The sequence below is a fragment of the Pseudomonas sp. NY15356 genome (assembly GCF_048068175.1).
Lineage (GTDB): Bacteria > Pseudomonadota > Gammaproteobacteria > Pseudomonadales > Pseudomonadaceae > Aquipseudomonas > Aquipseudomonas putida_K.
On the sequence record NZ_JBLUPW010000001.1, the window covers coordinates 186361 to 208397 of the forward strand.

Consider the following 22037-nt stretch of genomic DNA (forward strand, 5'->3'; position numbering starts at 1 on the left):
GCGCCATTGCTCAGAACCCCAGCCTCAGGCGCAGTCGCTGCCAGGCACTCAGCGGTGGCTGCGGCCGCAGCGGGGGTTCCATGTGTTCGACGATGCTACGGCCAACCTGGGCGAAGCTGAAGCGCGAAACCGCCAGCTCCCGACCGTTGGCAGCGATGCGCGCAGCCAACGCTGGGTCCTGCCGCAGCGTGCGCAGTTTTTCCTGTAGCGTCGGGACGCTGTCGTACAGCACCACGTTGTGCATGTCCTCAAGGCCCAGGGCGCGGTTTTCCGACTCACCCTGGTCGTAGGCCAGCAGCACGCAGCCGCAGGCCATGGCCTCGAAGTTCTTGATCATGTATTCGCCCATGCCCACATCGGCGCTGACGAAGAAACGGATGCGGTTGAGCGTGTTGCAGTAGTCCTCGCCCGACTTGGTACGAGTGACCACCAGGTTTTCCACCTGGCCGAGCTCATCGAGCAAGGCCTTTCGGCCGCTGTAGGCCACGCTGCCGGTGCTGCCGACGAAGGCCAGCTCGATATCACGCTCGCGCCCCTGGTCGGTGAGCAGCTGTTCGTCATAGCCTTTGGGCACGAACACCGCGTCGAAACCTTCCTGGCGCAAGCGTTCACTGACCATGTAGCCGGAACTGATCACCCGCGCCCACGGCAGGTGGCGGTAATGCGCACTGAACTTGCCAGTGTACTTGCAGGGGATGTAGTTCTGGTAGGCATCGTGCTCGAGGATCACCAGGTTGGGCACGGTGCGAATGAAACCGACCTGGCGGATCTCCTGCTTGAAACGCAGAAAGAACACGATCCGGTCATAGCGGGTGACATCGACTTCACGCTTGAAGTAGCGGCGCAGGTTGCGCTGGTCCTCGCTGGTCAGCCAGCGCAGGTCGCAGTCGCAATGGGCGGCGACGCCATCGTACAGGCGGTCCAGGATCGCCCGCTGCTCCTTCTGCACCAGAAATAGGACTTTCATTGCTTTCCTTGGGCTCTGTGCGCCATCAATCATTCGTCACGCTCGCACGGGCGATGCCAGAACAGTTCGTGGCGGCGGACCGCCTTGCGGAAGAATTCGTTTTCGCCATACACCGAAGGCTTGCGCCCGGCCAGCCAGTGCTGCAGCACCCGGCGCAAGCGGCGCTTGAACGGCGCAGGCGGCTGCAAGTCATGCATCATGCCCAACGCCATGGCTTTGTCGCGCTGGGTGGCAAGGTCCAGGACCCGGCAATAGGGCACCCAGGCCTGTTCAGCGCTCAACTGTGGAGGCAAGGCCACGCCATCGCCGCTGTCGCCCATGGGCCAGCGGTCGTTGTCGTGCAAATGGTTCGCGTAGTACAGCTGTGTCTCAGGCTGCCAGTCCAGGCCCTGCAAGGCTTCGTGCACCGCGGCCTGGGCACAGATGTGGTCCGGGTGCGGGTCGAGTTGCGGGTGCGGCATCACCAGCACCTGCGGCCGGGCCTGCTGCAGCAAGGTGCGCAGATCAGCCAGCAAGTTGTTCCAGGTAGGGGCGCCATCGGCATCGCCCGGCAAGGTGAAGGCATTCAGGCGACGGAATGGGCGAGTATCGGCCAGCTCAGCCTCGCGCGAACCTACCGGTTGGTCTGGCGTCGCCTGCATCGCAGGCAGTTGCAGGCAGAAATAGCCCAGCTGGACACAATGTGCCTCGGGCACCCCGGCCCAACGTGGCACGGTAATACTGTCCCAGGCGCGCAGACGGCCCTTGAGGCGCGCCGCCTCGGCCTTGGGCAGGCCCATCTGCTGATAATGCTCGGCCTCGATCTCGCCGGCGGTCAGGGTGACGACCCAGGCTTCATCGGCCTGGCTGTAGAGGCCATAGGCAGCCAGCTCGGCGTCGTCGGCATGGGGGGCGATGACCATGACCCGGCGCCGATCGAGCTCGACCGGTGGGGTTATCCACAGCCGCGGCGTACCCACCAATCGACAATACCGGCCACTCAGGCGCAACGCCCCGGCCATCAGCGGCGCAGCGAAGCCGGTGAGGTTGAGAAAGCGCACACCATCCACGCCACGCTCGAAGGCCTGACGGTCCTGCTCCGCTTCGCCCTGCAGCTCCACGCGCGGGTCGAGCCAGCGCCCCAGCCAGCTGCTTTTCAGCCGCACTTCGAGAATCAGCGTTTCATCCCCGGCCAAGGCCGCGTCGGCCTGCAGCACGCCCTCGCGAAGGCTGGCGGCAACCTGGCGAGCCTGGTCACCGAAACGGTAGGCGTAGTCCTCGGCGGGCGAATAGAACAGGTGGTCGGCGAACCAAGCCTCGTGCGCCACCCACAGCAGCGGCAACAGCACCAGCGGCAACCACCACCAGGTGACGACCCCCAGTGCAGCCAACGCGATCAGGCCTGCCAGCAGGCCCACGCGCTTATTGCGCCGGTGGCGCTTGAGCAACTGCTGCTTGCGGCTCACGACTGGAACACCGGCACGGGGTTGCACCAACGGTCCTTGTATTCACGATCGGCACGACCGAAGGAGAACCGCAGCGGCTTGTTGCGCGCCCGGGCATCTTCCCAGGCGGCCTGGGTATTGAGGAAGCTCAACACGCTGCCAGGGCTGAAGGCCTTTGTCTCGGGGTCCACGCCGCCGTTGACGTACTCGACGCTGACCCACTCCGGCGCCTCGACCCGGTACACCAGCTGGATGGCGATAGGGGCCCCGTCGAGCAGCAGCACCGAGCCGATCAACAGCTCGCGCAGGCGCTCCAGCACATCGGCCATGCGTGCCGCGCCGGTGGCCGGGAAGCCCCAGCGGCGCTGGAACAGGTCGCAGTACATGGTTGCGATTTCGCTGGCGGAGAACTCACTGATCGGCCGCACCACACCGCCCGCCTCTTCCAGCAGGCGCAACTCGCGGCGCTGGTTGTAGCGAAACTTCTTGGACAGGTCTTCGTGGGCACGCGCCATGGCCAGTTGCTCGGCCTGCGTCTTGAGCCCCGTGAATCTACCCTGGTTCAGCTCCGACAGGTAACGCGCGGCATGGCGCAGCGGCGCCCCGGCATCACCGGCGGCCGGCAGGATGATCTCGGCATTGCCGAGGTCGAACAGGCCTTTCTTGCCGTGACGCTTGAGCACGTCCTTGGACAGTGCCAGATGCCGGCCCCAGGTAGGAATGGCCGCCTTGACTTCGCCATCAACCTCCCAGCCCAGATAACGCACCGGAATCTGCGCCAGGTCGGCCAATTGCTCGATCACCAACGGATGGGTCGCGACGCTGCCGCCGAAACGTTGCCAGGCAGCGGCATAGGTGGCTGCATCGACAGGCGCCCAACCGCGCTCGCGAAAGGCCCGGATATGATTGAGCATCACGCCTCCGCTACCAATGCGCGTACCTGGGGCAACGCCCAGAAGGCATCGCGCACGGCCTGGTCGGAGAAGCGCTGGTGCAGCCGTTGCAGCATATGTTCGGCGCATGCCTGGCGCTGCGATGCGTCCAGCCCCGCCATATGCTTGAGGCCCTGGGCCAATTGGCCGGCATCACCCAACGGGAACAGCACGCCCACGCCTTCGACCACTTCCTGGGCACCGCCACAGGCAGTGGCGAGCAAGGGCACGCCCGCGACCATGGCCTCCAGCAGGACCATGCCGAACGGCTCGTGGTCCGAGCTCAGGGCGAACACGTCGAAGGCCTGGAAATAGCGACGGGCATCGGGTACCTGGCCGAGGAAGTCGACCTGCCCGGCAATGCCCAGCGCCATGGCCTGGGCCTTGAGCGCCTCTTCCAGACGGCCCTTGCCCAGGATCGCCAGGCGGGCACCGGCGGGCAGGCCCGGCAGTGCCTCGGCGAAACCACGCAGCAGGGTGGCCTGGTCCTTGTCCGGGTGCAGGCGCCCGACATTGCCGACGATCCAGGCTTGCGGGTCGAGCCCCAGGGCCCTACGCGCTTCTTCGCGGGGCAACAGGCTGGCCTGCAGCGCCTGTACGTCGATGCGGTTGTACAAGGTCTGGATACGCTCGGCCGGCCACTGCACCAGGCAGCGGCGCATGTCGTCGCGCACCGCGTCCGAGACGCCCAACAGGCTCAGGCGCTTGCGAAACAGGTTGGCGAACAAGCGTCGGCCACTGCGCTGGTAGTCGCCGAACGCATGGTGCACGCCGATCACCGGCAGGCCGGTGCCCAGCAGCGCCACGTAGATCGGCTTGAAGCGGTGGGCGATGCAGAAGCTGAAATCGCGCGCGGCTGCGACCTTGCGCAGGGCCGCGATGGCCCCGAGCTTCAGGCCGCGCACGGCCTTGGAGCTGAACTCCAGGAACAGCACCTCGTCCGAAGCGCAGCCAGCCGCGACCTCGGGGTCGGCCTTGCCGGTCAGGAAGACCGTGGTGACCTGGTAGCCGCGGCCCTGGAACAGGCTGGCATATTGACGGGCGCAATCCAGGAACGGCCCGTCATAGCCATGGCAGAACTGCAGGACGCGCCGTTCAGAGCGGTTGGTCATAAGGCGCTGCGCCATCCTTGACCACCAGGATGTCTTCCATGATCAGGTACTGCAGGTCCGAGCCGAAGAACATGTTCAGGGCATCGGTCGGCGAGCAGATCATGGGTTCGCCACGGCGATTGAGCGAGGTGTTCAGCGACACGCCGTTGCCGGTCAGGTCTTCGAGGGCCTTCATCATGTCGTAGTAGCGCGGGTTGTACTCGCGCTTGAGCACCTGGGCGCGGGAAGTGCCGTCCTCGTGGACCACTTCAGGCACGCGGGTCTTCCATTCCTCGGCCACCTCGAAGGTGAAGGTCATGAACGGCGCCGGGTGGTCGACCTTGATCATCTGCGGAGCGACGGTGTCGAGCATCGACGGGCAGAAGGGTCTCCAGCGCTCACGGAACTTGATCTGCTCGTTGATCCGGTCAGCCACGCCCGGCACGCTCGGGCAACCGATGATGGAGCGACCGCCCAAGGCGCGCGGGCCGAACTCCATACGGCCCTGGAACCAGGCCACCGGGTTGCCATCGACCATGATCCTGGCGATGCGCTGAGGCATGTCGTCGAGCTTGCGCCACTTGGGCGCGTTCGGGTGGCGGGCGCAGGCGGCGATCACGTCTTCGTTGGAGTACGCAGGGCCGAGATAGACGTGCTCCATCTTCTCGACCGGCACCCCACGGGCGTGGGAAACATAGGCCGCGGCGCCGACCGCGGTACCGGCGTCACCGGACGCCGGCTGCACGAACAGCTCCTTGACGTCCGGGCGGGCGATGATCTTCTGGTTGAGCTTGACGTTCAGCGCGCAGCCGCCGGCGAAGGCCAGCTTGCCGGTCTGCTTGAGGATATCGCCCAGGTAATGGTCGATCATCTGCAGGGCGAGCTTCTCGAACAGCGCCTGCATGCTCGCCGCGTAGTGGATGTACGGCTCATCGGCGATGTCGCCTTCACGCTTGGGCCCCAGCCACTCGATCAGCTTGGGCGAGAAGTAGAAGCCCTTGCCCTTCTCTTTATAGCGACGCAGACCGATGACATTGGCGTATTCGGTGTTGATCACCAGCTCGCCGTTCTCGAAGCTGGCCAGGCGGGAGAAGTCATACTTGCTGGCATCGCCGTACGGGGCCATGCCCATGACCTTGAACTCGCCGTCGAGCATTTCGAAGCCGAGGAACTCGGTGATCGCGCCATACAGGCCGCCCAGGGAGTCCGGGTCGTAGAACTCCTTGATCTTGTGGATCTTGCCGTTCTCGCCGTAGCCGAAGAAGGTGGTGGCGTACTCACCCTTGCCGTCGATGCCGAGGATCGCGGTCTTTTCCTTGAAGCCCGAGCAGTGGTAGGCGCTCGAGGCGTGGGCCAAGTGGTGTTCGACCGGCTCGATCTTGATCTTCTTCGGGTCGAAGCCCAGCTGCTCCAGGCACCAGACGATCTTCTTGCGGTAGCGCTTGTAGCGACGGTTGCCCATCAGGATCGCGTCGAGAGCGCGGTCCGGGGCGTACCAGTAGCGCTTGGCATAGTGCCAGCGTGCCTTGCCGAACAGGCTGATGGGGGCGAAGGGAATGGCCACCACGTCGACGTCGGACGGTTTGATACCGGCCTGCTCCAGGCAGAACTTCGCCGACTCGTAGGGCATGCGGTTCTTCGCATGCTTGTCACGCACGAAGCGCTCTTCTTCGGCGGCGGCAACCAGTTTGCCGTCGATGTACAGGGCCGCGGAAGGGTCATGGCTAAGGGCGCCGGACAGGCCAAGAATCGTCAATGCCAAGGGTCTAGCCTCTTCATTCGGTAGAGATGCGCCGACGGCCTCATGGGCGGACGGCGGCTAAAGGGCGGGATTATAACGCAAACATATGCGCAACGCGGCAACCTGTACCGGCCTCATCGCCGGCACAGGAATCAAGATTATTCGGCGATCAGCCAGTCCAGGCGGAAGCTGCCGGCGGTCTGTGCCAGCTCCTTGGCCAGCCAGGGCAGCAGTTCCTTGAGTTCATCCTCCAACCCCCACGGCGGGTTGGCGATGGCCAGGCCCGAACCGTTCAGCCCCTGCGGGCTGTCCTGATGGTGCACGTACAGCTCGACGCGCAGCAGCTTGGGGGCACCAGTGCTGGTCAGGTCCTGGTAGAAGCGGGTCAGTGAACGCTGGTCCTTGATCGGGTACCAGATCGCCGCGACGGTCTGGCGCATGCGGCCGATCGCTTCTTTCATCGCCACGGTGCAGCGTTTGAGCTCATCGGCCTGCTCGAAGGGCGGGTCGATCAACATCACGGCGCGCTTTTCCTGTACTGGCAGCAAGGCCCGGGGAACATGCCAACCCTCGCCCAGGTGCACGATCACTCGCGGATCCTTCTTCATGTTGTCCTTGAGCAGCGGGCCGTCCTCGGGGTGCTTCTCGTTGAGCAGCGCGCGATCCTGCTGGCGCATCAGGCGCCGCGCCAGCTCCGGGGAGCCCGGGTAGTAGCGCAGCTCGCCGTCGGGGTTCATGCGCTTGATGATGCGCAGGTAATCGGCGGTAACGGCCGGCAGGTCATCGCGGTTCCACAGGCGGGCGACGCCTTCGAGGTATTCACCGGTACGGGTCGCCTGGTCACCCTGCAGGTCATACAGGCCAAGGCCGGCGTGGGTGTCGATATAGGCGAAGGGCTGTTCCTTGCGCGACATCAAGGCGATGAGGCGGGTCAGCACGATGTGCTTGAGGACGTCGGCGTGGTTGCCGGCGTGGAAGGCGTGACGATAGTTCATGGCGACTCCTGCGGGGATGGCAAGTTTACCTTGTCATGCAGGTGGCGTCAGGCCTGGATGTCAGAGTTGGCCTCATCGCCGGCAAGCCGGCCCCCACAGAAACCCTGGAACCTTCAGGCCAGTGCTTGCTGTGGGAGCCGGCTTGCCGGCGATGGGGCCGACTCCTATTCGACAGGTATTACTTGTCAGCGTGATACGCCGCGTCAGCCTTCTCGAAGCGCGAGACCATGCTGGTCGACGGACGGCCCAGCTTGCTCACCACGACGATGGCGATGCTGGCGAACAGGAAGCCCGGGATGATCTCGTACAGGCCCAGGCCAACGTAGTTCTTCCACAGGATCACGGTCAGCGCACCGACCACGATACCGGCCAGGGCGCCGTTGCGGGTCATGCCCTTCCACAGTACCGAGATCAGCACCACCGGTCCGAAGGCGGCACCGAAGCCGGCCCAGGCATAGGCCACCAGGCCCAGCACGCGGTTTTCCGGGTTGGCGGCCATGGCGATGGCGATCAGCGCCACGGCCAGGACCATCAGACGACCGACCCAGACCAGCTCACGCTGGGAAGCGCCCTTGCGCAGGAAGGCCTTGTAGAAGTCTTCGGTCAGGGCGCTGGAACACACCAACAGCTGGCAGCTCAAGGTGCTCATCACCGCAGCCAGGATGGCCGACAGCAGCACACCGGCGATCCAGGGGTTGAACAGGATCTTGGCCAGCTCGATGAACACACGCTCGTGGTTCTCGGTGACAGGGCCTGCTACCTCGGGGTGCGCCGAGAAGTAGGCAATGCCGAAGAAGCCTACGGCACAGGTACCGGCCAGGCACAGGATCATCCAGGTCATGGAGATACGGCGAGCCTTGGCGATGGATTTAACCGAGTCAGCGGCCATGAAGCGCGCCAGGATGTGCGGCTGGCCGAAGTAGCCCAGGCCCCAGCCCATCAGCGAGACGATGCCGATGAAGGTCGCGCCCTTGAACATGTCGAAGTTCGTCGGATCTTGCAGCTCGATGGCCTGGAACGTCGCATCGAAGCCGCCAGTAGAGATCAGCACGATGACCGGTGTGAGGATCAGCGCGAAGATCATCAGCGAAGCCTGCACGGTGTCGGTCCAGCTCACGGCCAGGAAGCCACCGATGAAGGTATAGGCGATGGTCGCTGCGGCACCGGCCCACAGGGCGGTCTCGTACGACATGCCAAAGGTGCTTTCGAACAGGCGGGCGCCGGCGACGATGCCGGAGGCGCAATAGATGGTGAAGAACACCAGGATGACGATGGCCGAGATGATCCGCAGCAGGCCCGACTGGTCTTCGAAGCGGCTGGAGAAGTAGTCCGGCAGGGTCAACGCGTCGCCGTTGTGTTCGGTCTGCACACGCAGGCGGCCAGCGACGAACAGCCAGTTGAGATAGGCGCCGACAGTCAGGCCGATGGCGATCCAGGCCTCGGACAGACCCGCGAAATAGATGGCCCCAGGCAGGCCCATCAACAACCAGCCGCTCATGTCGGAGGCACCGGCGGAAAGCGCGGTCACCACGCTGCCGAGGCTACGGCCGCCGAGAATGTAGTCGGAGAGGTTCTTGGTGGAGCGATAGGCGGCGAAGCCGATCAGCACCATTACTGCGATATAGATCACGAAAGTGATCGTCAATGGATTGCCCATGGTTGTGCCCTGGCATTTGTTTTTATGTTTAGCGACCGCCCGGACGGCGGTTGCACCTAGGCGACGAATCCTATGCAACAACGCGAATCAGGTGCAACCATTTTTCGATGGCAAGTTGCACCCATTCGGGCATTTTCAGAAAAATCCTGCTTTTTGTATCTTTTTGGAGCATAGACAATGGTTTTCAGAAGAAAACGCACCAAGAACGTGCCTTTTCGTCGCGTAAGAAAAGCCTCCAGACGAGTTGCACCTTTTCAACATAAAAATCGGGTTGCACCCGGTTGCACCTGATTTGTCCTACAGCTAATCTTGCGTCCAGCTTAGGCCACACCCGTGGCAATAACGAGGATAAAAAATGGCGACGACCACCCTTGGGGTCAAACTCGACGACCCGACCCGTGAGCGACTCAAAGCAGCTGCGCAGTCCATCGACCGCACGCCGCACTGGTTGATCAAGCAAGCGATCTTCAACTACCTGGAGAAGCTCGAGGGTGGCGCCACCCTGAATGAACTGAGCGGCCACGGCAGCACCGCTGGCGATGACGCCGGCGAAGTCCAGCCCGACCACAGCCACCAGTGCTTCCTGGAGTTCGCCGAGAGCATCCTGCCGCAATCGGTGCTGCGCTCGGCCATCACCGCCGCCTACCGCCGCCCCGAGCCGGAAGTGGTACCGATGCTGCTCGAGCAGGCTCGCCTGTCGGTCGAGCAGGCAGATGCCACCAACAAGCTGGCCGCCGGTATCGCCGAGAAACTGCGCAACCAGAAGAGCACCGGTGGTCGTGCCGGTATCGTCCAAGGCCTGCTGCAGGAATTCTCCTTGTCGTCCCAGGAAGGCGTGGCCCTGATGTGCCTGGCCGAGGCCCTGCTGCGCATCCCCGACAAGGGTACCCGCGATGCGCTGATCCGCGACAAGATCAGCACCGGCAACTGGCAGCCGCACCTGGGCAACAGCCCGTCGCTGTTCGTCAACGCCGCCACCTGGGGCCTGCTGTTGACCGGCAAGCTGGTCTCCACTCACAACGAATCCGGCCTGACCTCCTCGCTCACCCGCATCATCGGCAAGAGCGGCGAGCCGATGATCCGCAAGGGTGTCGACATGGCCATGCGCCTGATGGGCGAACAGTTCGTCACCGGCGAGACCATCGCCGAAGCCCTGGCCAACGCCAGCCGCTTCGAGTCCAAGGGCTTCCGCTACTCCTACGACATGCTCGGCGAGGCTGCCCTGACCGAACATGACGCGCAGAAGTACCTGGCCTCCTACGAGCAGGCGATCCACTCGATCGGCAAGGCTTCCCACGGTCGTGGCATCTATGAAGGCCCAGGCATCTCCATCAAGCTGTCGGCCCTGCACCCGCGTTACAGCCGCGCCCAGTACGAGCGCGTGATGGAAGAGCTGTATCCGCGCCTGCTGTCGCTGACCCTGCTGGCCAAGCAATACGACATCGGCCTGAACATCGACGCCGAGGAAGCCGACCGCCTGGAGCTGTCCCTGGACCTGCTCGAGCGCCTGTGCTTCGAGCCGTCGCTGGCCGGCTGGAACGGCATCGGCTTCGTCATCCAGGCCTACCAGAAGCGTTGCCCGTACGTGATCGACTATGTCATCGACCTGGCCAAGCGCAGCCGCCACCGCCTGATGATCCGCCTGGTGAAAGGCGCGTACTGGGACAGCGAGATCAAGCGCGCCCAGGTCGAAGGCCTGGAAGGCTACCCGGTCTATACCCGCAAGGTGTACACCGACGTGTCCTACATCGCCTGCGCACGCAAGCTGTTGTCGGTACCCGAAGCCATCTACCCGCAGTTCGCCACCCACAACGCCCACACCCTGTCGGCCATCTACCACATCGCCGGCCAGAACTACTACCCGGGCCAGTACGAGTTCCAGTGCCTGCACGGCATGGGCGAGCCGCTGTACGAGCAGGTGGTGGGCAAGGTTTCCGAAGGCAAGCTGAACCGTCCGTGCCGCGTCTATGCACCGGTCGGTACCCATGAAACCCTGCTGGCCTACCTGGTCCGCCGTCTGCTGGAAAACGGCGCCAACACCTCGTTCGTCAACCGCATCGCCGACCACTCGATCTCCATCCAGGAACTGGTCGCCGACCCGGTTGCCAGCATCGAGCGCATGGCTACCCAGGAAGGCCAGATCGGCCTGCCGCACCCGCGCATCCCGCTGCCACGCGACCTCTATGGCAACGAGCGGGCCAACTCGGCCGGTATCGACATGGCCAACGAGCATCGCCTGGCGTCGCTGTCCTGCGCCCTGCTGGCCACCGCCCACAACGACTGGAAGGCTGCCCCGCTGCTGGCCTGCGCCGCCAGCGAGCAGCCGGCCGCGCCGGTGCTCAACCCGTCGGACCACCGCGATGTGGTGGGCCACGTGCAGGAAGCGACCGTCGCCGATGTCGACAATGCCATCCAGTGCGCGCTCAATGCCGCGCCGATCTGGCAGGCCACACCGCCGGCCGAACGCGCCGCGATCCTCGAGCGCACCGCCGACCTGATGGAAGCCGAGATCCAGCCACTGATGGGCCTGCTGGTGCGCGAAGCCGGCAAGACCTTCGCCAACGCCATCGCCGAAGTGCGCGAGGCCGTGGACTTCCTGCGCTACTACGCCGTCCAGGCACGCAACGACTTCAGCAATGACGCCCACCGCCCGCTGGGCCCGGTGGTGTGCATCAGCCCGTGGAACTTCCCGCTGGCGATCTTCACCGGCCAGGTGGCTGCCGCCCTGGCCGCCGGTAACCCGGTACTGGCCAAACCGGCCGAACAGACCCCACTGGTCGCCGCCCAGGCCGTGCGCCTGCTGCTCGAAGCCGGCATCCCTGAAGGCGTGCTGCAACTGCTGCCTGGCCGCGGCGAGACCGTCGGTGCCGGCCTGGTCGGCGACGAGCGCGTCAAAGGCGTGATGTTCACCGGCTCCACCGAAGTGGCGCGCCTGCTGCAACGCAATATCGCCGGTCGCCTGGATGCCCAGGGCCGCCCGATCCCGCTGATCGCCGAGACCGGCGGTCAGAACGCCATGATCGTCGACTCCTCGGCGCTGACCGAGCAGGTGGTGATCGACGTGGTGTCCTCGGCCTTCGACAGCGCCGGCCAACGTTGCTCGGCCCTGCGCGTGCTGTGCCTGCAGGAAGACTCCGCCGACCGCGTGATCGAGATGCTCAAGGGCGCCATGGCCGAAAGCCGCCTGGGCAACCCAGAGCGCCTGTCCGTGGACATCGGCCCGGTGATCGATGCTGAGGCCAAGGCCGGTATCGAGAAGCACATCCAGGGCATGCGCGAGAAAGGCCGTGCGGTCTATCAGGTAGCCATCGCCAACAGCGAGGAATGCAAGCGCGGCACCTTCGTCATGCCGACCCTGATCGAGCTGGAGAGCTTCGACGAGCTCAAGCGCGAGATCTTCGGCCCGGTGCTGCATGTGGTGCGCTACAACCGCAAGGACCTCGACCAACTGATCGAGCAGATCAACGCCTCCGGCTACGGCTTGACCCTGGGCGTGCATACCCGCATCGACGAGACCATCGCCAAGGTGGTGGATAACGTCAATGCCGGCAACATGTACGTGAACCGCAACATCGTCGGCGCAGTGGTGGGCGTGCAGCCGTTCGGTGGTGAAGGCCTGTCCGGCACCGGCCCGAAAGCCGGTGGCCCGCTGTACCTCTACCGCCTGCTGTCGACCCGCCCGGCCGACGCCATCGCCCGCCACTTCCAGCGCGCCGACGGTGAAAGCAAGGTCGACAGTGCCCTGCGCGACCAGTTGATCAAGCCGCTGCACGCCCTCAAGACTTGGGCTGGCAGCAACCAGCCCGAGCTGGCCACGCTGTGCGAGCAATTCGCCGAGCAGTCCCAGAGTGGCATCACCCGCGTACTGCCAGGCCCGACCGGCGAGCGCAACACCTACACCGTACTGCCGCGTGAGCACGTGCTGTGCCTGGCCGACAACGAGGCCGACCTGCTGGCCCAGTTCGCCGCCGTGCTGGCCGTGGGCAGCTCGGCAGTATGGGCCGACGGCGAGCCGGCCAAGAGCCTGCGCGCCCGCCTGCCCAAGGAGTTGCAGGCCAAGGTCAAGCTAGTGGCCGACTGGCAGAAGGACGAAGTGGCCTTCGACGCGGTCATCCACCACGGCGACTCCGACCAGCTGCGCAGCGTCTGCGAGCAGGTGGCCAAGCGCGCCGGTGCCATCGTCGGTGTGCATGGGCTGTCCAGTGGCGATCACCAGATCGCCCTGGAGCGCCTGGTGATCGAGCGGGCAGTGAGCGTGAATACCGCTGCGGCGGGTGGTAACGCCAGCCTGATGACCATCGGCTGATAGTAGCGAGCGAAGAAAAAGGGAGAGCCTTGGCTCTCCCTTTTTCATGATCAGGACCTGGAAGTCGATGTGGTCTAAAGCTGCATCTGGATCGATGCCTGGCATGAACACCGGGTCGCTTTCGCTTGTCGGAGCGGCACCGGGACGATACCGTGCCAGTTGATTCCTGCCCGGCCCCCTGACCGGGCTGAAGCGCTGGAGGCAAAAGGTAGGTCATGAACGGAAAGCGAATCGTCTGGTACTGCTGGGGTGTGTTCGATGCGCTGCTGGTGGCGCAGCATGTGATCACAACTATCGCCAATGGCGGGGTCCCCTTCATCAGCGGTCTGCTGCAAATTTCCGCCGTCATGGACTCGCAGGGCGGGTGGTTTACCCTGTACTTTCTGGTGCGCTGGGCATTGCTGCTCTCGATCTTGGTCAGCTGCGGGCTGTTCCTGGCCCAACGCGATAGCGTGAAATGGCTGGTGTGGTTGCAATCGCCCGCGCGAGTGTTGTTTTTCATGCCCTCGGTGTCATTGATCTCCCTCTACCCGGGCTACACCCCCTCAGGCAGCCCGGCGTTGTTCTTGGCGGTGGTCGTGGCGTGTGAAGTGTTGAAGCTCTGGTCGCTCTGGTTCTTCGGGACAAGAAAGGTCGCGCGCCCTGTTTGAGGCAGGAAGGGGTTAGGCGCATGCTCGCCGGTTCTGCTGAGGCAGGCATTGAAAACAATCTACGACGCTTCGCAAAACGCGCTGCTCAGAAATTGCGCTGTGCTCCCACCGAGATTGCGCTGCTCCCAAGACTTGCGAAGTCCCTGTGCGCGGTGCGGCGGTCCGACGTGTCCCGCGACAGGGCCAGTATAGGCATCGATCAGCGCCGAGCTAGCGAAACGATCGGACTCGGTCGCAAAATCAAACCGAGCGGCCACAACATGCCGCCAATATGAATAGAGCCATGAGAATCCATACCAGATTGGCAATCGTCAGCGTCGCATTGCCACGCCCCAATGAATCGCCCTGTGACACGTTGATCACCTGCTGAACTTTGACCATGGCCACCAAGGGAAGGCTCAGGCAAAGCAGAACCGACACCGCCACGGCGAACACGTATCGCACGGTCGCGGGCGTCACACCGGCCTCTTGCACCTGCATCCCGAGAAGAACCCAGGCGCAGAACAAGGCAACGTGAGGCAGCCATAGCATCAAGGTAATCCCCAATGGCGACCAGTCTACCGATCGCCCCGCGTCGCGCTCATACCGCGCTACCCGCGTAAGCAACGGGTACAGCAGCAGCCCACCGAACAGGCAAAGCAACAGCGGGACCAGCCGGACACCCTGCTCCTGTCGGTACAGCAACCATTGCCGGTAGTACCAGTACGTCGTGTAGCTGCCCATGGAGAGCATTATCATCAGGATGAGCTTGGGAATGGCGACTACCTGAAAACGCGGAAGCGGCTCAGCCGGAGTCGAGGCAGAGAGGGATTCCATAGAAACACTTGTGTTGGGCATGACAACGACCTTCGTTCAAGAAAGCCGTCATCAAAAACGATGCGTGAAAGTCGTGCAGCAAGACCGTTCCCAAACCGGCATCGGACCGTTCGCAAAAAAAATTGACGGAATGTAACTTCACCCGTGTCGCTCTATCACAGCTGATGGCGATCCCCGCCGCGACCACCGCGATCCCAGTGAGGCTGCCGGTTCGCCTTGGAAACGAGGTCGGCTGCGCGTTAATTCCTGACCGACAAGTACCGGGCTGCCATAATGTCCAGACATCGCCCCAGGCCAAGCCCCTAGCCGCCAAGGCAATGTATGAGGGTGGTTCTAGGGGGAGCCACCGCGCACCGGAGGTTCCCGCATGTTCGATTCCAGCGCCCTGCTGCATCAACGCTTCAAAGCGCTGCGCAGCTCGGCCGAGATGTTTTCCCTGCGCCATGTGAAGCAGTCGCACCAGAGCCTGTCGGTGCGCCGCAATGTGGCCGAACCGCCCTCTTTCAGCCAGGACGAAGGCGCGATGCTCACCGTGCGCGTCAATGGCGTCGAGGCCTATGCCGCCACCGCCGACCTGTCCCAGGCCGGGCTGCAGCAAGCCCTGGAGCAGGCCGAAGCCCTGGCCCGCACCATCGCCGCCCACAGTTTGCTTGATCTACGCGACCAGCCGGTGACAAGCCGGCGTCACGACCATGTCTCGCCCAACTTCGACCAGCCCCTGCCAAGCCTGGCCGAGTGCCTCGAGCTGCTCGCCAGCGAATCGGCCAGCGTACCCAGGGACAGCCGCCTGGTGGACTGGCAGGCGAGCCTGGGCACCAGCCTGGTCGAGCAGACCTACCTGAACTCGGCCGGTGCCGAACTGCGCCATGCCCAACGCTTCCTGTTCCCCGGCCTGAGCGTGACCGCCAGCGATGGCCTGGACAGCCAATGCCGCAGCCTGGGCCGGGAGAACTTCGGCCAGCAGGGCGGCTTCGAGGTCATCGAGCGCTGCGGCCTGGTCGGTGCCGCCCGCCGCATCGCAGACCAAGCCCTGCAATTGCTGCTGGCACCCAATACCCCCAGCGGCCCTCGCGACCTGCTGCTGATGCCCGACCAAATGATGCTGCAGATCCACGAATCCATCGGCCACCCGCTGGAGATGGACCGCATCCTGGGCGACGAACGCAACTACGCCGGCACCAGCTTCGTCAAGGCGAGCGACTTCGGCCGCTTGCAATACGGCTCGACCCTGCTCAACGTGACCTTCGACCCCACCATCGGCGAAGAATTGGCCAGCTATGCCTTCGATGACGATGGCACCCAGGCGAGCAAGCAGTACCTGATCCGCGACGGCCTGTTGCTGCGCCCCCTGGGCGGGGCGTTGTCGCAATACCGCTCGGGCCTGGAGGGCGTGGCCAACAGCCGGGCCTGCGGCTGGAACCGTGCCCCCATCGACCGCATGGCCAACCTCAATATCGAACCCGGCGACCGGACGCTCGCGCAATTGGTCGCCGGTATCGAGCGCGGCATCCTGATGCGCACCAACCGCTCCTGGTCCATCGACGATGCGCGCAACAAGTTCCAGTTCGGCTGCGAGTGGGGTCAGCTGATCGAAGATGGCGAGCTCAAGGGGGTGGTAAAGAACCCTAACTATCGCGGCATTTCCGCCGACTTCTGGCGCAACCTGTCCGCAGTGGGTGACCACAGCACCTTCCAGGTGCTCGGCACGCCCAATTGCGGCAAGGGCGAACCCAACCAGGTAGTACGGGTCGGCCACGCCTCGCCGGCCTGCGTGTTCCGCCAGATCGACGTATTCGGAGGGGACGCCTGATGGCCCGCTACCAACAACGTTTCGAAGACCTGCTCGGCACCCTGCGCAGTGCCATCGAGCCTGGGGAGCATTTCACTCTCGGTTACAGTGCCGAGCACTCGCAGTTCGTACGCCTGAACCATGCCAAGGTGCGCCAGGCTGGCCTAGTCAGCCAGGCCAGCGTCCAACTGCGACTGGTGCGCGATGGCCGCCAGGCGCAGCAGCAGGTCACTCTGGGCGACGACGCCACCCTCGACAGCCAACGCCTGCGCGACGGTCTCGCACAGTTGCGCCAGACCTTGCCGCTGCTCCCGGCCGACCCCTACCTGAGGCTCGATGAAAGCGCCTGGCACAGCCACAGCCTGCTGCAGGAGCCGCTACCGGAACTGCGCGAAGTGCTGGCACTGGTCGAGCGCGAGGCCGGCGACCTGGACCTGGTCGGGATCTATGCCGCAGGCCCCATCTGCCACGGCTTTGCCAGCTCATTCGGAGCCTTCGGCTGGCACCAGGCCAACAGCTTCAACTTCGACTGGAGCCTGTTCCATGCCAACGGCCAGGCAGTCAAGGCCAACTATGCAGGCCAGGCCTGGAATGCTGAACACTTCGTCGCACGTCTACGCCAGGCCCGTGAGCAATTGGCATTCCTGGGGCGCCCGGCCATCACCCTCAAGCCCGGCCGCTACCGGGCCTACCTGGCCCCAGCGGCCATGGACGAGATCGCCGGCATGCTCTGCTGGGGCGGCTTTTCCGCCCAAGCGCTGGCCACCGGTAACAGCGCGCTGCAGCGCCTGTACAACGGCGATGCCTGCCTCAGCCCACTGGTCAGCTTCGACGAACAGGTCAGCGGTTCGCTGAGCCCGCCGTTTTCTGATGAGGGCTCGCCTCGCCAGGACTTGCGTCTGATCAGCGAGGGCCGCGCTCTGGAGCGCCTGGTCAGCGCACGCAGCGCTGTCGAGTTCGAACTGCAGGCCAACGGCGCCGACGGCTACGAGTCGCCTTGTGCGCTGAGCCTGGCGCCGGGGCAGCTGGCATCGGCGCAGGTCCTCGAGCGGCTGGGCACGGGCCTGTACATCAGCAACCTCTGGTACCTGAACTACTCCGACCTGCCGGCCGCGCGCATGACCGGGCTGACCCGTTTCGCCACTTTCTGGGTCGAGGAAGGTCGTATCCAGGGGCCGGTGAGCACCATGCGCTTCGATGACAGCCTGTACACCCTGCTGGGCAGCCAGCTGGAAGACCTGACCCGTGAGCGGGAGTTGATCCTGTCGACCAGCACCTATGGCCAACGCAGCACTGGATCGAGTCATTTACCGGGGGCGTTGGTCAAAGCCCTGACACTGACATTGTGATTGGATTGTCCGGCCCTTTCGCGGGTTCACCCGCGAAAGGGCCGGATCCTGACAACCGAGGACGTCATGCCCGAACGCGCCCCGCTGGACCCTGTCACCGCCCGCTGGATCCCCTGGGTGGTGGCGATCGCTTTCTTCATGCAGTCCCTGGACGGCACCATCCTCAATACCGCCCTGCCCGCCATGGCCCGCTCCCTGGCCGAAGACCCGCTGCGCATGCAGGGCGTGATCATCGCCTACATGCTCACCGTCGCCTTGTTGATCCCTGCCTCGGGCTGGATCGCTGACCGTTTCGGCACCAAGCGCATCTTCTTCAGCGCCATCATCCTCTTCAGCCTCGGCTCGCTGCTGTGCGCCATGGCCAACAGCCTGACCTTCCTGATCCTTGCCCGGGTCATCCAAGGCCTGGGCGGCGCCCTGATGTTGCCGGTCGGCCGGCTGGTCGTGCTGCGCGCCTACCCACGCTCGGAGCTGGTTCGAATCATGAGCTTCGTCACCATCCCCGGCCTGCTCGGCCCCCTGCTGGGCCCGACGCTGGGCGGTTGGCTGGTGGAAATCCTCAGCTGGCACTGGATCTTCCTGATCAACCTGCCCGTCGGCGCACTGGGTTGTTATGCCGTGTGGAAGTTCATCCCCGACCTGCGCGGCGTCGAACGCACCACGTTCGACGGCCCTGGTTTCATCCTGTTCGGCGCGGCGATGGTGCTGATCACCATTGCCATGGAGGGCCTGGGCGAGCTGCACCTGCCACACCTGCGGGTCATGCTCCTGCTGTTCGCCGGCCTGGCGTGCCTGGCCGCGTACTGGCTGCGCGCCGGGCGCGACCCGGAGCCGCTGTTCCCGCCCAGCCTGTTCCGCGTGCGCACCTTCGCTATCGGTATCCTGGGCAACCTGTTCGCGCGCCTGGGCAGCGGCGCCCTGCCTTTCCTCGTGCCGCTGCTGTTGCAGGTGGCGCTGGGTTACTCACCGGCCGAAGCCGGCATGAGCATGATCCCGCTGGCGGCGGCGGCGATGCTGGCCAAATCCATCGCCAGGCCGCTGATCGAGCGCTTCGGCTACCGCATCATCCTCACCGGCAACACCTTGCTACTCGGTGCGCTGTTGGCCAGCCTGGGGCTGGTGGACGAACAGACGCCCTATGCCCTGCTGTTGGTACAACTGGCCCTGCTCGGGGCGGTCAACTCGATGCAGTTCACGGCCATGAACACCGTGACCCTGATCGACCTGGACGACGCCCACGCCAGCAGCGGCAACAGCCTGTTGTCGGTGGTCGCGCAACTGTCCCTGAGCCTGGGGGTGGCCTGCGCCGGCGCCCTGCTCGGCGGCTTCAGCGCAGCCGGCAGCGCCGAGGGCGTGGAAAGCACCTTGGGCGCTTTCCAACTGACCTTCCTGACCATCGGCCTGATGGCGATGCTCGCAGCGGCGATCTTCCTGCAGCTCGCGCCGACGGACGGAAGGCGTGCCCGTCGTCAGGAAGCACACATGGAGTCGTAGGGCGAATGGTCACGAGGCTGGTAGACTGTGCGGCATTTTTCGCTTCGCAACGCAGGCCCGCCTCGTGACCACCGACTCCACCGCCTTCGCCACCCTGCCGCTGTCCGCTGCCATGCTGGCCAACCTGGACGCCCTCGGCTACACCTCGATGACGCCGATCCAGGCCCAGAGCCTGCCGGTCATCCTCAAGGGCCAGGACCTGATCGCCCAGGCCAAGACCGGCAGCGGCAAGACCGCCGCCTTCGGCATCGGCCTGCTCAACCCGATCAACCCGCGCTACTTCGGCTGCCAGGCCCTGGTGCTGTGCCCCACCCGCGAGCTCGCCGACCAGGTGGCCAAGGAATTGCGTCGCCTGGCCCGGGCCGAGGACAACATCAAGATCCTCACCCTCTGCGGCGGCGTGTCCCTCGGCCCGCAGATTGCCTCGCTGGAGCATGGCGCGCACATCATCGTCGGCACTCCGGGTCGGGTGCAGCAGCACCTGGACAAGGGCACCCTGGTGCTCGACGGGCTCAATACCCTGGTGCTGGACGAAGCCGACCGCATGCTCGACATGGGCTTCTTCGACGCCATCGCCAGCATCATCGGCAAGACCCCGTCGCGCCGCCAGACCCTGCTGTTCTCGGCCACCTACCCGGCCGGCATCGAGCAACTGGCCGCCGATTTCATGCGCACGCCACAGCAGGTGAAGGTCGAGAGCCTGCACGCCGACAACCAGATCGAGCAGCGCTTCATCGAGATCGACCCGCAGCAACGCCTGGAAGCTGTCACCCGCGTGCTGGGCCATTACCGCCCACAATCGTGCGTGGCGTTCTGCTTCACCAAGCAGCAGTGCGAGGACCTGGTCGCCCACCTGACCGCCAAGGGCATCGTCGCCCAGGCCCTGCACGGCGACCTGGAGCAGCGCGACCGCGACCAGGTGCTGACGATGTTCGCCAACCGCAGCAGCTCGGTATTGGTTGCCACCGACGTGGCCGCCCGGGGCCTGGACATCGATGGCCTGGACATGGTCATCAACGTCGAACTGGCCCGTGATGCCGAGATCCACGTGCATCGCGTCGGCCGTACGGGCCGCGCCGGCGAGAAAGGCATCGCCATCAGCCTGGTTGCGCCCGCCGAAGGCCACCGTGCCCAGGCCATCGAAGACCTGCAGAAACGCCCGCTGCGCTGGGAGCAGCTCGACAGCCTGAAAAGCAAAGGGGGTGAGCCCCTGCTGCCGGCGATGACCACCCTGTGCATCGCCGCCGGCCGAAAGGACAAGCTGCGCCCAGGCGATATCCTCGGCGCGCTGACCGGCGATGCCGGTATCCCCGGCAAACAGGTGGGCAAGATCGCCATCTTCGACTTCCAGGCGTTCGTGGCCGTGGAGCGCGCGGTGGCCAAGCAGGCCATGCAGCGGCTCAACAGCGGCAAGATCAAGGGCCGGTCCCTGAAAGTCCGCATCATCTGAAAGCAACGCATGTCTTCTGTGGGAGCGGGCTCGTCCCGCGATAGCGTCAGCTCAGGCCACTGAGTCATCCCTGCCGAGAGGCCATCGCGGGACAAGCCCGCTCCCACAGGTTCAGCGCTTCATCTTCGAGTCCAGACAGGTTTACACCGTGCATTCCACCGACGTGATCATCCTCGGCGCTGGCGCCGCCGGCCTGATGTGCGCCCAGCTCACCGCCCGCCGCGGCCGCCGCGTGCTGGTGCTCGACCATGCCAACAAGCCAGGCAAGAAAATTCTCATGTCCGGTGGCGGTCGCTGCAACTTCACCAACCTGTACACCGAGCCGGCCAACTTCCTCTCGCATAACCCGCATTTCTGCAAGTCGGCCCTGGCCCGCTACACCCAATGGGACTTCATCGAGCTGGTGGCCAAGCACGCCGTGCCCTACCACGAGAAGAAGCTCGGCCAGCTGTTCTGCGACAACAAGGCCAGCGACATCCTCGACATGCTGCTGGCCGAGTGCGACGAGGCCGGCGCCGAGATCCGCATGCACACCAGCATCGAACAGATCGAAAAGACCCAGAGCGGCTACCTGCTGCAGACCAGCGCCGGTCAGTTCGCCTGCCAGTCCCTGGTGATCGCCACCGGCGGCCTGTCGATTCCGACCCTGGGCGCCACCGGTTTTGGCTACCAGGTGGCGCGCCAGTTCGGCCACAGCCTGCTGCCCACGCGTGCCGGCCTGGTGCCGTTCACCATCACCGAGCCTCAACTCAAGGCACTGTGCACCGAGCTTTCCGGTACCTCGCTGGACTGCATCGCCAGCTGCAACGGCACCAGCTTCCGGGAAAACCTGCTGTTCACCCACCGCGGCCTGAGCGGCCCGGCGATCCTGCAGATCTCCTCGTTCTGGGAGGCCGGCGACACGGTCGAACTCAACCTGCTGCCGGACCGCGATGCACTGGCCTGGCTGCAGCAGGTCCAGGCCGAGCGCGCCAATGCCGAGCTCAAGACCGTGCTAGCCGAGGTGTTCACCCGCAAACTGGCCAACCTGTTGGCCGAGCAGTGGTTCGTCTCCAAACCGATGAAGCAGTACACCCCGGCCGAACTGGCCGAGGTCGCCGAAAGACTGTCGGCCTGGCAGGTGGTGCCGGCCGGTACCGAGGGCTACCGCACCGCCGAGGTGACCCTGGGCGGCGTGGATACCCGCGAGGTCTCGTCCAAGACCATGGAATCGCTCAAGAGCCCGGGGCTGTATTTCATCGGCGAGGTGCTGGACGTGACCGGCCACCTGGGTGGTTTCAACTTCCAATGGGCCTGGGCTTCGGCCAACGCCGCGGCGCAGTTCGTGTAGAGTAGAATCCTTTCAGCAGCACGGAACGCTTCTTGCTGGTCCGTGT

At 64.7% G+C, this 22037-nt stretch carries 15 protein-coding genes; 7 read left to right on the forward strand and 8 right to left on the reverse strand.

Annotated elements, in window-relative coordinates; all coding sequences use genetic code 11:
* Nucleotides 1-10: 10 nt before the first annotated feature.
* From ACNFCI_RS00860 to putP, 7 genes are all read right to left on the reverse strand, one after another.
* Complete coding sequence (locus ACNFCI_RS00860; RefSeq protein WP_084854099.1) at nucleotides 11-967, reverse strand: glycosyltransferase family protein; 957 nt, start codon at nucleotides 965-967, stop codon at nucleotides 11-13.
* A 29-nt stretch (nucleotides 968-996) separates the two neighbouring features.
* A complete protein-coding gene (locus ACNFCI_RS00865) occupies nucleotides 997-2412 on the reverse strand; it encodes a PIG-L deacetylase family protein (RefSeq protein WP_368829466.1) in 1416 nt (471 codons plus the stop codon).
* The gene (locus tag ACNFCI_RS00870) at nucleotides 2409-3305 is read right to left on the reverse strand and encodes an antimicrobial resistance protein Mig-14 (protein WP_368829467.1); all 897 of its coding nucleotides are present in this window, start codon (nucleotides 3303-3305) and stop codon (nucleotides 2409-2411) included. The genes ACNFCI_RS00865 and ACNFCI_RS00870 overlap by 4 nt, the downstream gene beginning before the upstream one ends.
* A complete protein-coding gene (locus ACNFCI_RS00875) occupies nucleotides 3305-4435 on the reverse strand; it encodes a glycosyltransferase (protein ID WP_368829468.1) in 1131 nt (376 codons plus the stop codon). The genes ACNFCI_RS00870 and ACNFCI_RS00875 overlap by 1 nt, the downstream gene beginning before the upstream one ends.
* On the reverse strand, nucleotides 4419-6176 hold the full coding sequence (locus tag ACNFCI_RS00880) for a carbamoyltransferase (RefSeq protein WP_084854092.1): 1758 nt from the start codon (nucleotides 6174-6176) through the stop codon (nucleotides 4419-4421). The genes ACNFCI_RS00875 and ACNFCI_RS00880 overlap by 17 nt, the downstream gene beginning before the upstream one ends.
* Before the next feature lie 137 nt (nucleotides 6177-6313).
* The gene (locus ACNFCI_RS00885) at nucleotides 6314-7150 is read right to left on the reverse strand and encodes a 23S rRNA (adenine(2030)-N(6))-methyltransferase RlmJ (protein ID WP_368829469.1); all 837 of its coding nucleotides are present in this window, start codon (nucleotides 7148-7150) and stop codon (nucleotides 6314-6316) included.
* Between the two features lie 178 nt (nucleotides 7151-7328).
* The gene (putP, locus tag ACNFCI_RS00890; protein ID WP_084854089.1) at nucleotides 7329-8807 is read right to left on the reverse strand and encodes a sodium/proline symporter PutP; all 1479 of its coding nucleotides are present in this window, start codon (nucleotides 8805-8807) and stop codon (nucleotides 7329-7331) included.
* Nucleotides 8808-9162: 355 nt separating this feature from the next.
* Between putP and putA the strand changes: the two genes are divergently transcribed.
* Together putA and ACNFCI_RS00900 are read left to right on the forward strand one after the other, a co-directional pair.
* Entirely contained in the window at nucleotides 9163-13113 is a 3951-nt protein-coding gene (gene putA, locus ACNFCI_RS00895; protein ID WP_324817818.1) for a trifunctional transcriptional regulator/proline dehydrogenase/L-glutamate gamma-semialdehyde dehydrogenase, read from the forward strand.
* Nucleotides 13114-13328: 215 nt separating this feature from the next.
* On the forward strand, nucleotides 13329-13763 hold the full coding sequence (locus ACNFCI_RS00900) for a hypothetical protein (protein WP_368829470.1): 435 nt from the start codon (nucleotides 13329-13331) through the stop codon (nucleotides 13761-13763).
* Between the two features lie 240 nt (nucleotides 13764-14003).
* Here the strand turns inward: ACNFCI_RS00900 and ACNFCI_RS00905 are convergent, their stop codons facing one another.
* Nucleotides 14004-14600: a hypothetical protein gene (locus ACNFCI_RS00905; RefSeq protein WP_368829471.1), complete on the reverse strand. Its 597-nt coding sequence runs from the start codon at nucleotides 14598-14600 to the stop codon at nucleotides 14004-14006.
* Between the two features lie 346 nt (nucleotides 14601-14946).
* Between ACNFCI_RS00905 and ACNFCI_RS00910 the strand changes: the two genes are divergently transcribed.
* The 5 genes from ACNFCI_RS00910 (at nucleotide 14947) to ACNFCI_RS00930 (ending at nucleotide 21991) form a co-directional block, all read left to right on the forward strand.
* Nucleotides 14947-16389: a TldD/PmbA family protein gene (locus ACNFCI_RS00910; RefSeq protein WP_368829472.1), complete on the forward strand. Its 1443-nt coding sequence runs from the start codon at nucleotides 14947-14949 to the stop codon at nucleotides 16387-16389.
* Nucleotides 16389-17717, forward strand: coding sequence for a TldD/PmbA family protein (locus ACNFCI_RS00915; protein WP_368829473.1), 1329 nt, complete (start codon nucleotides 16389-16391; stop codon nucleotides 17715-17717). Before ACNFCI_RS00910 ends, ACNFCI_RS00915 begins: the two co-directional genes overlap by 1 nt.
* 66 nt (nucleotides 17718-17783) lie before the next feature.
* Entirely contained in the window at nucleotides 17784-19211 is a 1428-nt protein-coding gene (gene mdtD, locus ACNFCI_RS00920) for a multidrug transporter subunit MdtD (RefSeq protein ID WP_368829474.1), read from the forward strand.
* A 112-nt stretch (nucleotides 19212-19323) separates the two neighbouring features.
* Nucleotides 19324-20661 carry an ATP-dependent RNA helicase DbpA gene (gene dbpA, locus ACNFCI_RS00925; protein ID WP_324816192.1) on the forward strand — a complete coding sequence of 446 codons (1338 nt, stop codon included), beginning with the start codon at nucleotides 19324-19326 and terminating at the stop codon, nucleotides 20659-20661.
* A 148-nt stretch (nucleotides 20662-20809) separates the two neighbouring features.
* On the forward strand, nucleotides 20810-21991 hold the full coding sequence (locus ACNFCI_RS00930) for an NAD(P)/FAD-dependent oxidoreductase (protein ID WP_324816183.1): 1182 nt from the start codon (nucleotides 20810-20812) through the stop codon (nucleotides 21989-21991).
* The last annotated feature ends 46 nt before the right edge of the window (nucleotides 21992-22037 follow it).

Coding starts and splice junctions, on each gene's coding strand:
- ACNFCI_RS00860 (WP_084854099.1), bottom strand. CDS start 967: ATGAAAGTCCTATTTCTGGTGCAGAAGGAGCAGCGGGCGATCCTGGAC.
- ACNFCI_RS00870 (WP_368829467.1), bottom strand. CDS start 3,305: ATGCTCAATCATATCCGGGCCTTTCGCGAGCGCGGTTGGGCGCCTGTC.
- ACNFCI_RS00875 (WP_368829468.1), bottom strand. CDS start 4,435: ATGACCAACCGCTCTGAACGGCGCGTCCTGCAGTTCTGCCATGGCTAT.
- ACNFCI_RS00885 (WP_368829469.1), bottom strand. CDS start 7,150: ATGAACTATCGTCACGCCTTCCACGCCGGCAACCACGCCGACGTCCTC.
- putP (WP_084854089.1), bottom strand. CDS start 8,807: ATGGGCAATCCATTGACGATCACTTTCGTGATCTATATCGCAGTAATG.
- putA (WP_324817818.1), top strand. CDS start 9,163: ATGGCGACGACCACCCTTGGGGTCAAACTCGACGACCCGACCCGTGAG.
- ACNFCI_RS00900 (WP_368829470.1), top strand. CDS start 13,329: ATGAACGGAAAGCGAATCGTCTGGTACTGCTGGGGTGTGTTCGATGCG.
- ACNFCI_RS00905 (WP_368829471.1), bottom strand. CDS start 14,600: ATGCCCAACACAAGTGTTTCTATGGAATCCCTCTCTGCCTCGACTCCG.
- ACNFCI_RS00910 (WP_368829472.1), top strand. CDS start 14,947: ATGTTCGATTCCAGCGCCCTGCTGCATCAACGCTTCAAAGCGCTGCGC.
- ACNFCI_RS00915 (WP_368829473.1), top strand. CDS start 16,389: ATGGCCCGCTACCAACAACGTTTCGAAGACCTGCTCGGCACCCTGCGC.
- mdtD (WP_368829474.1), top strand. CDS start 17,784: ATGCCCGAACGCGCCCCGCTGGACCCTGTCACCGCCCGCTGGATCCCC.
- dbpA (WP_324816192.1), top strand. CDS start 19,324: ATGCTGGCCAACCTGGACGCCCTCGGCTACACCTCGATGACGCCGATC.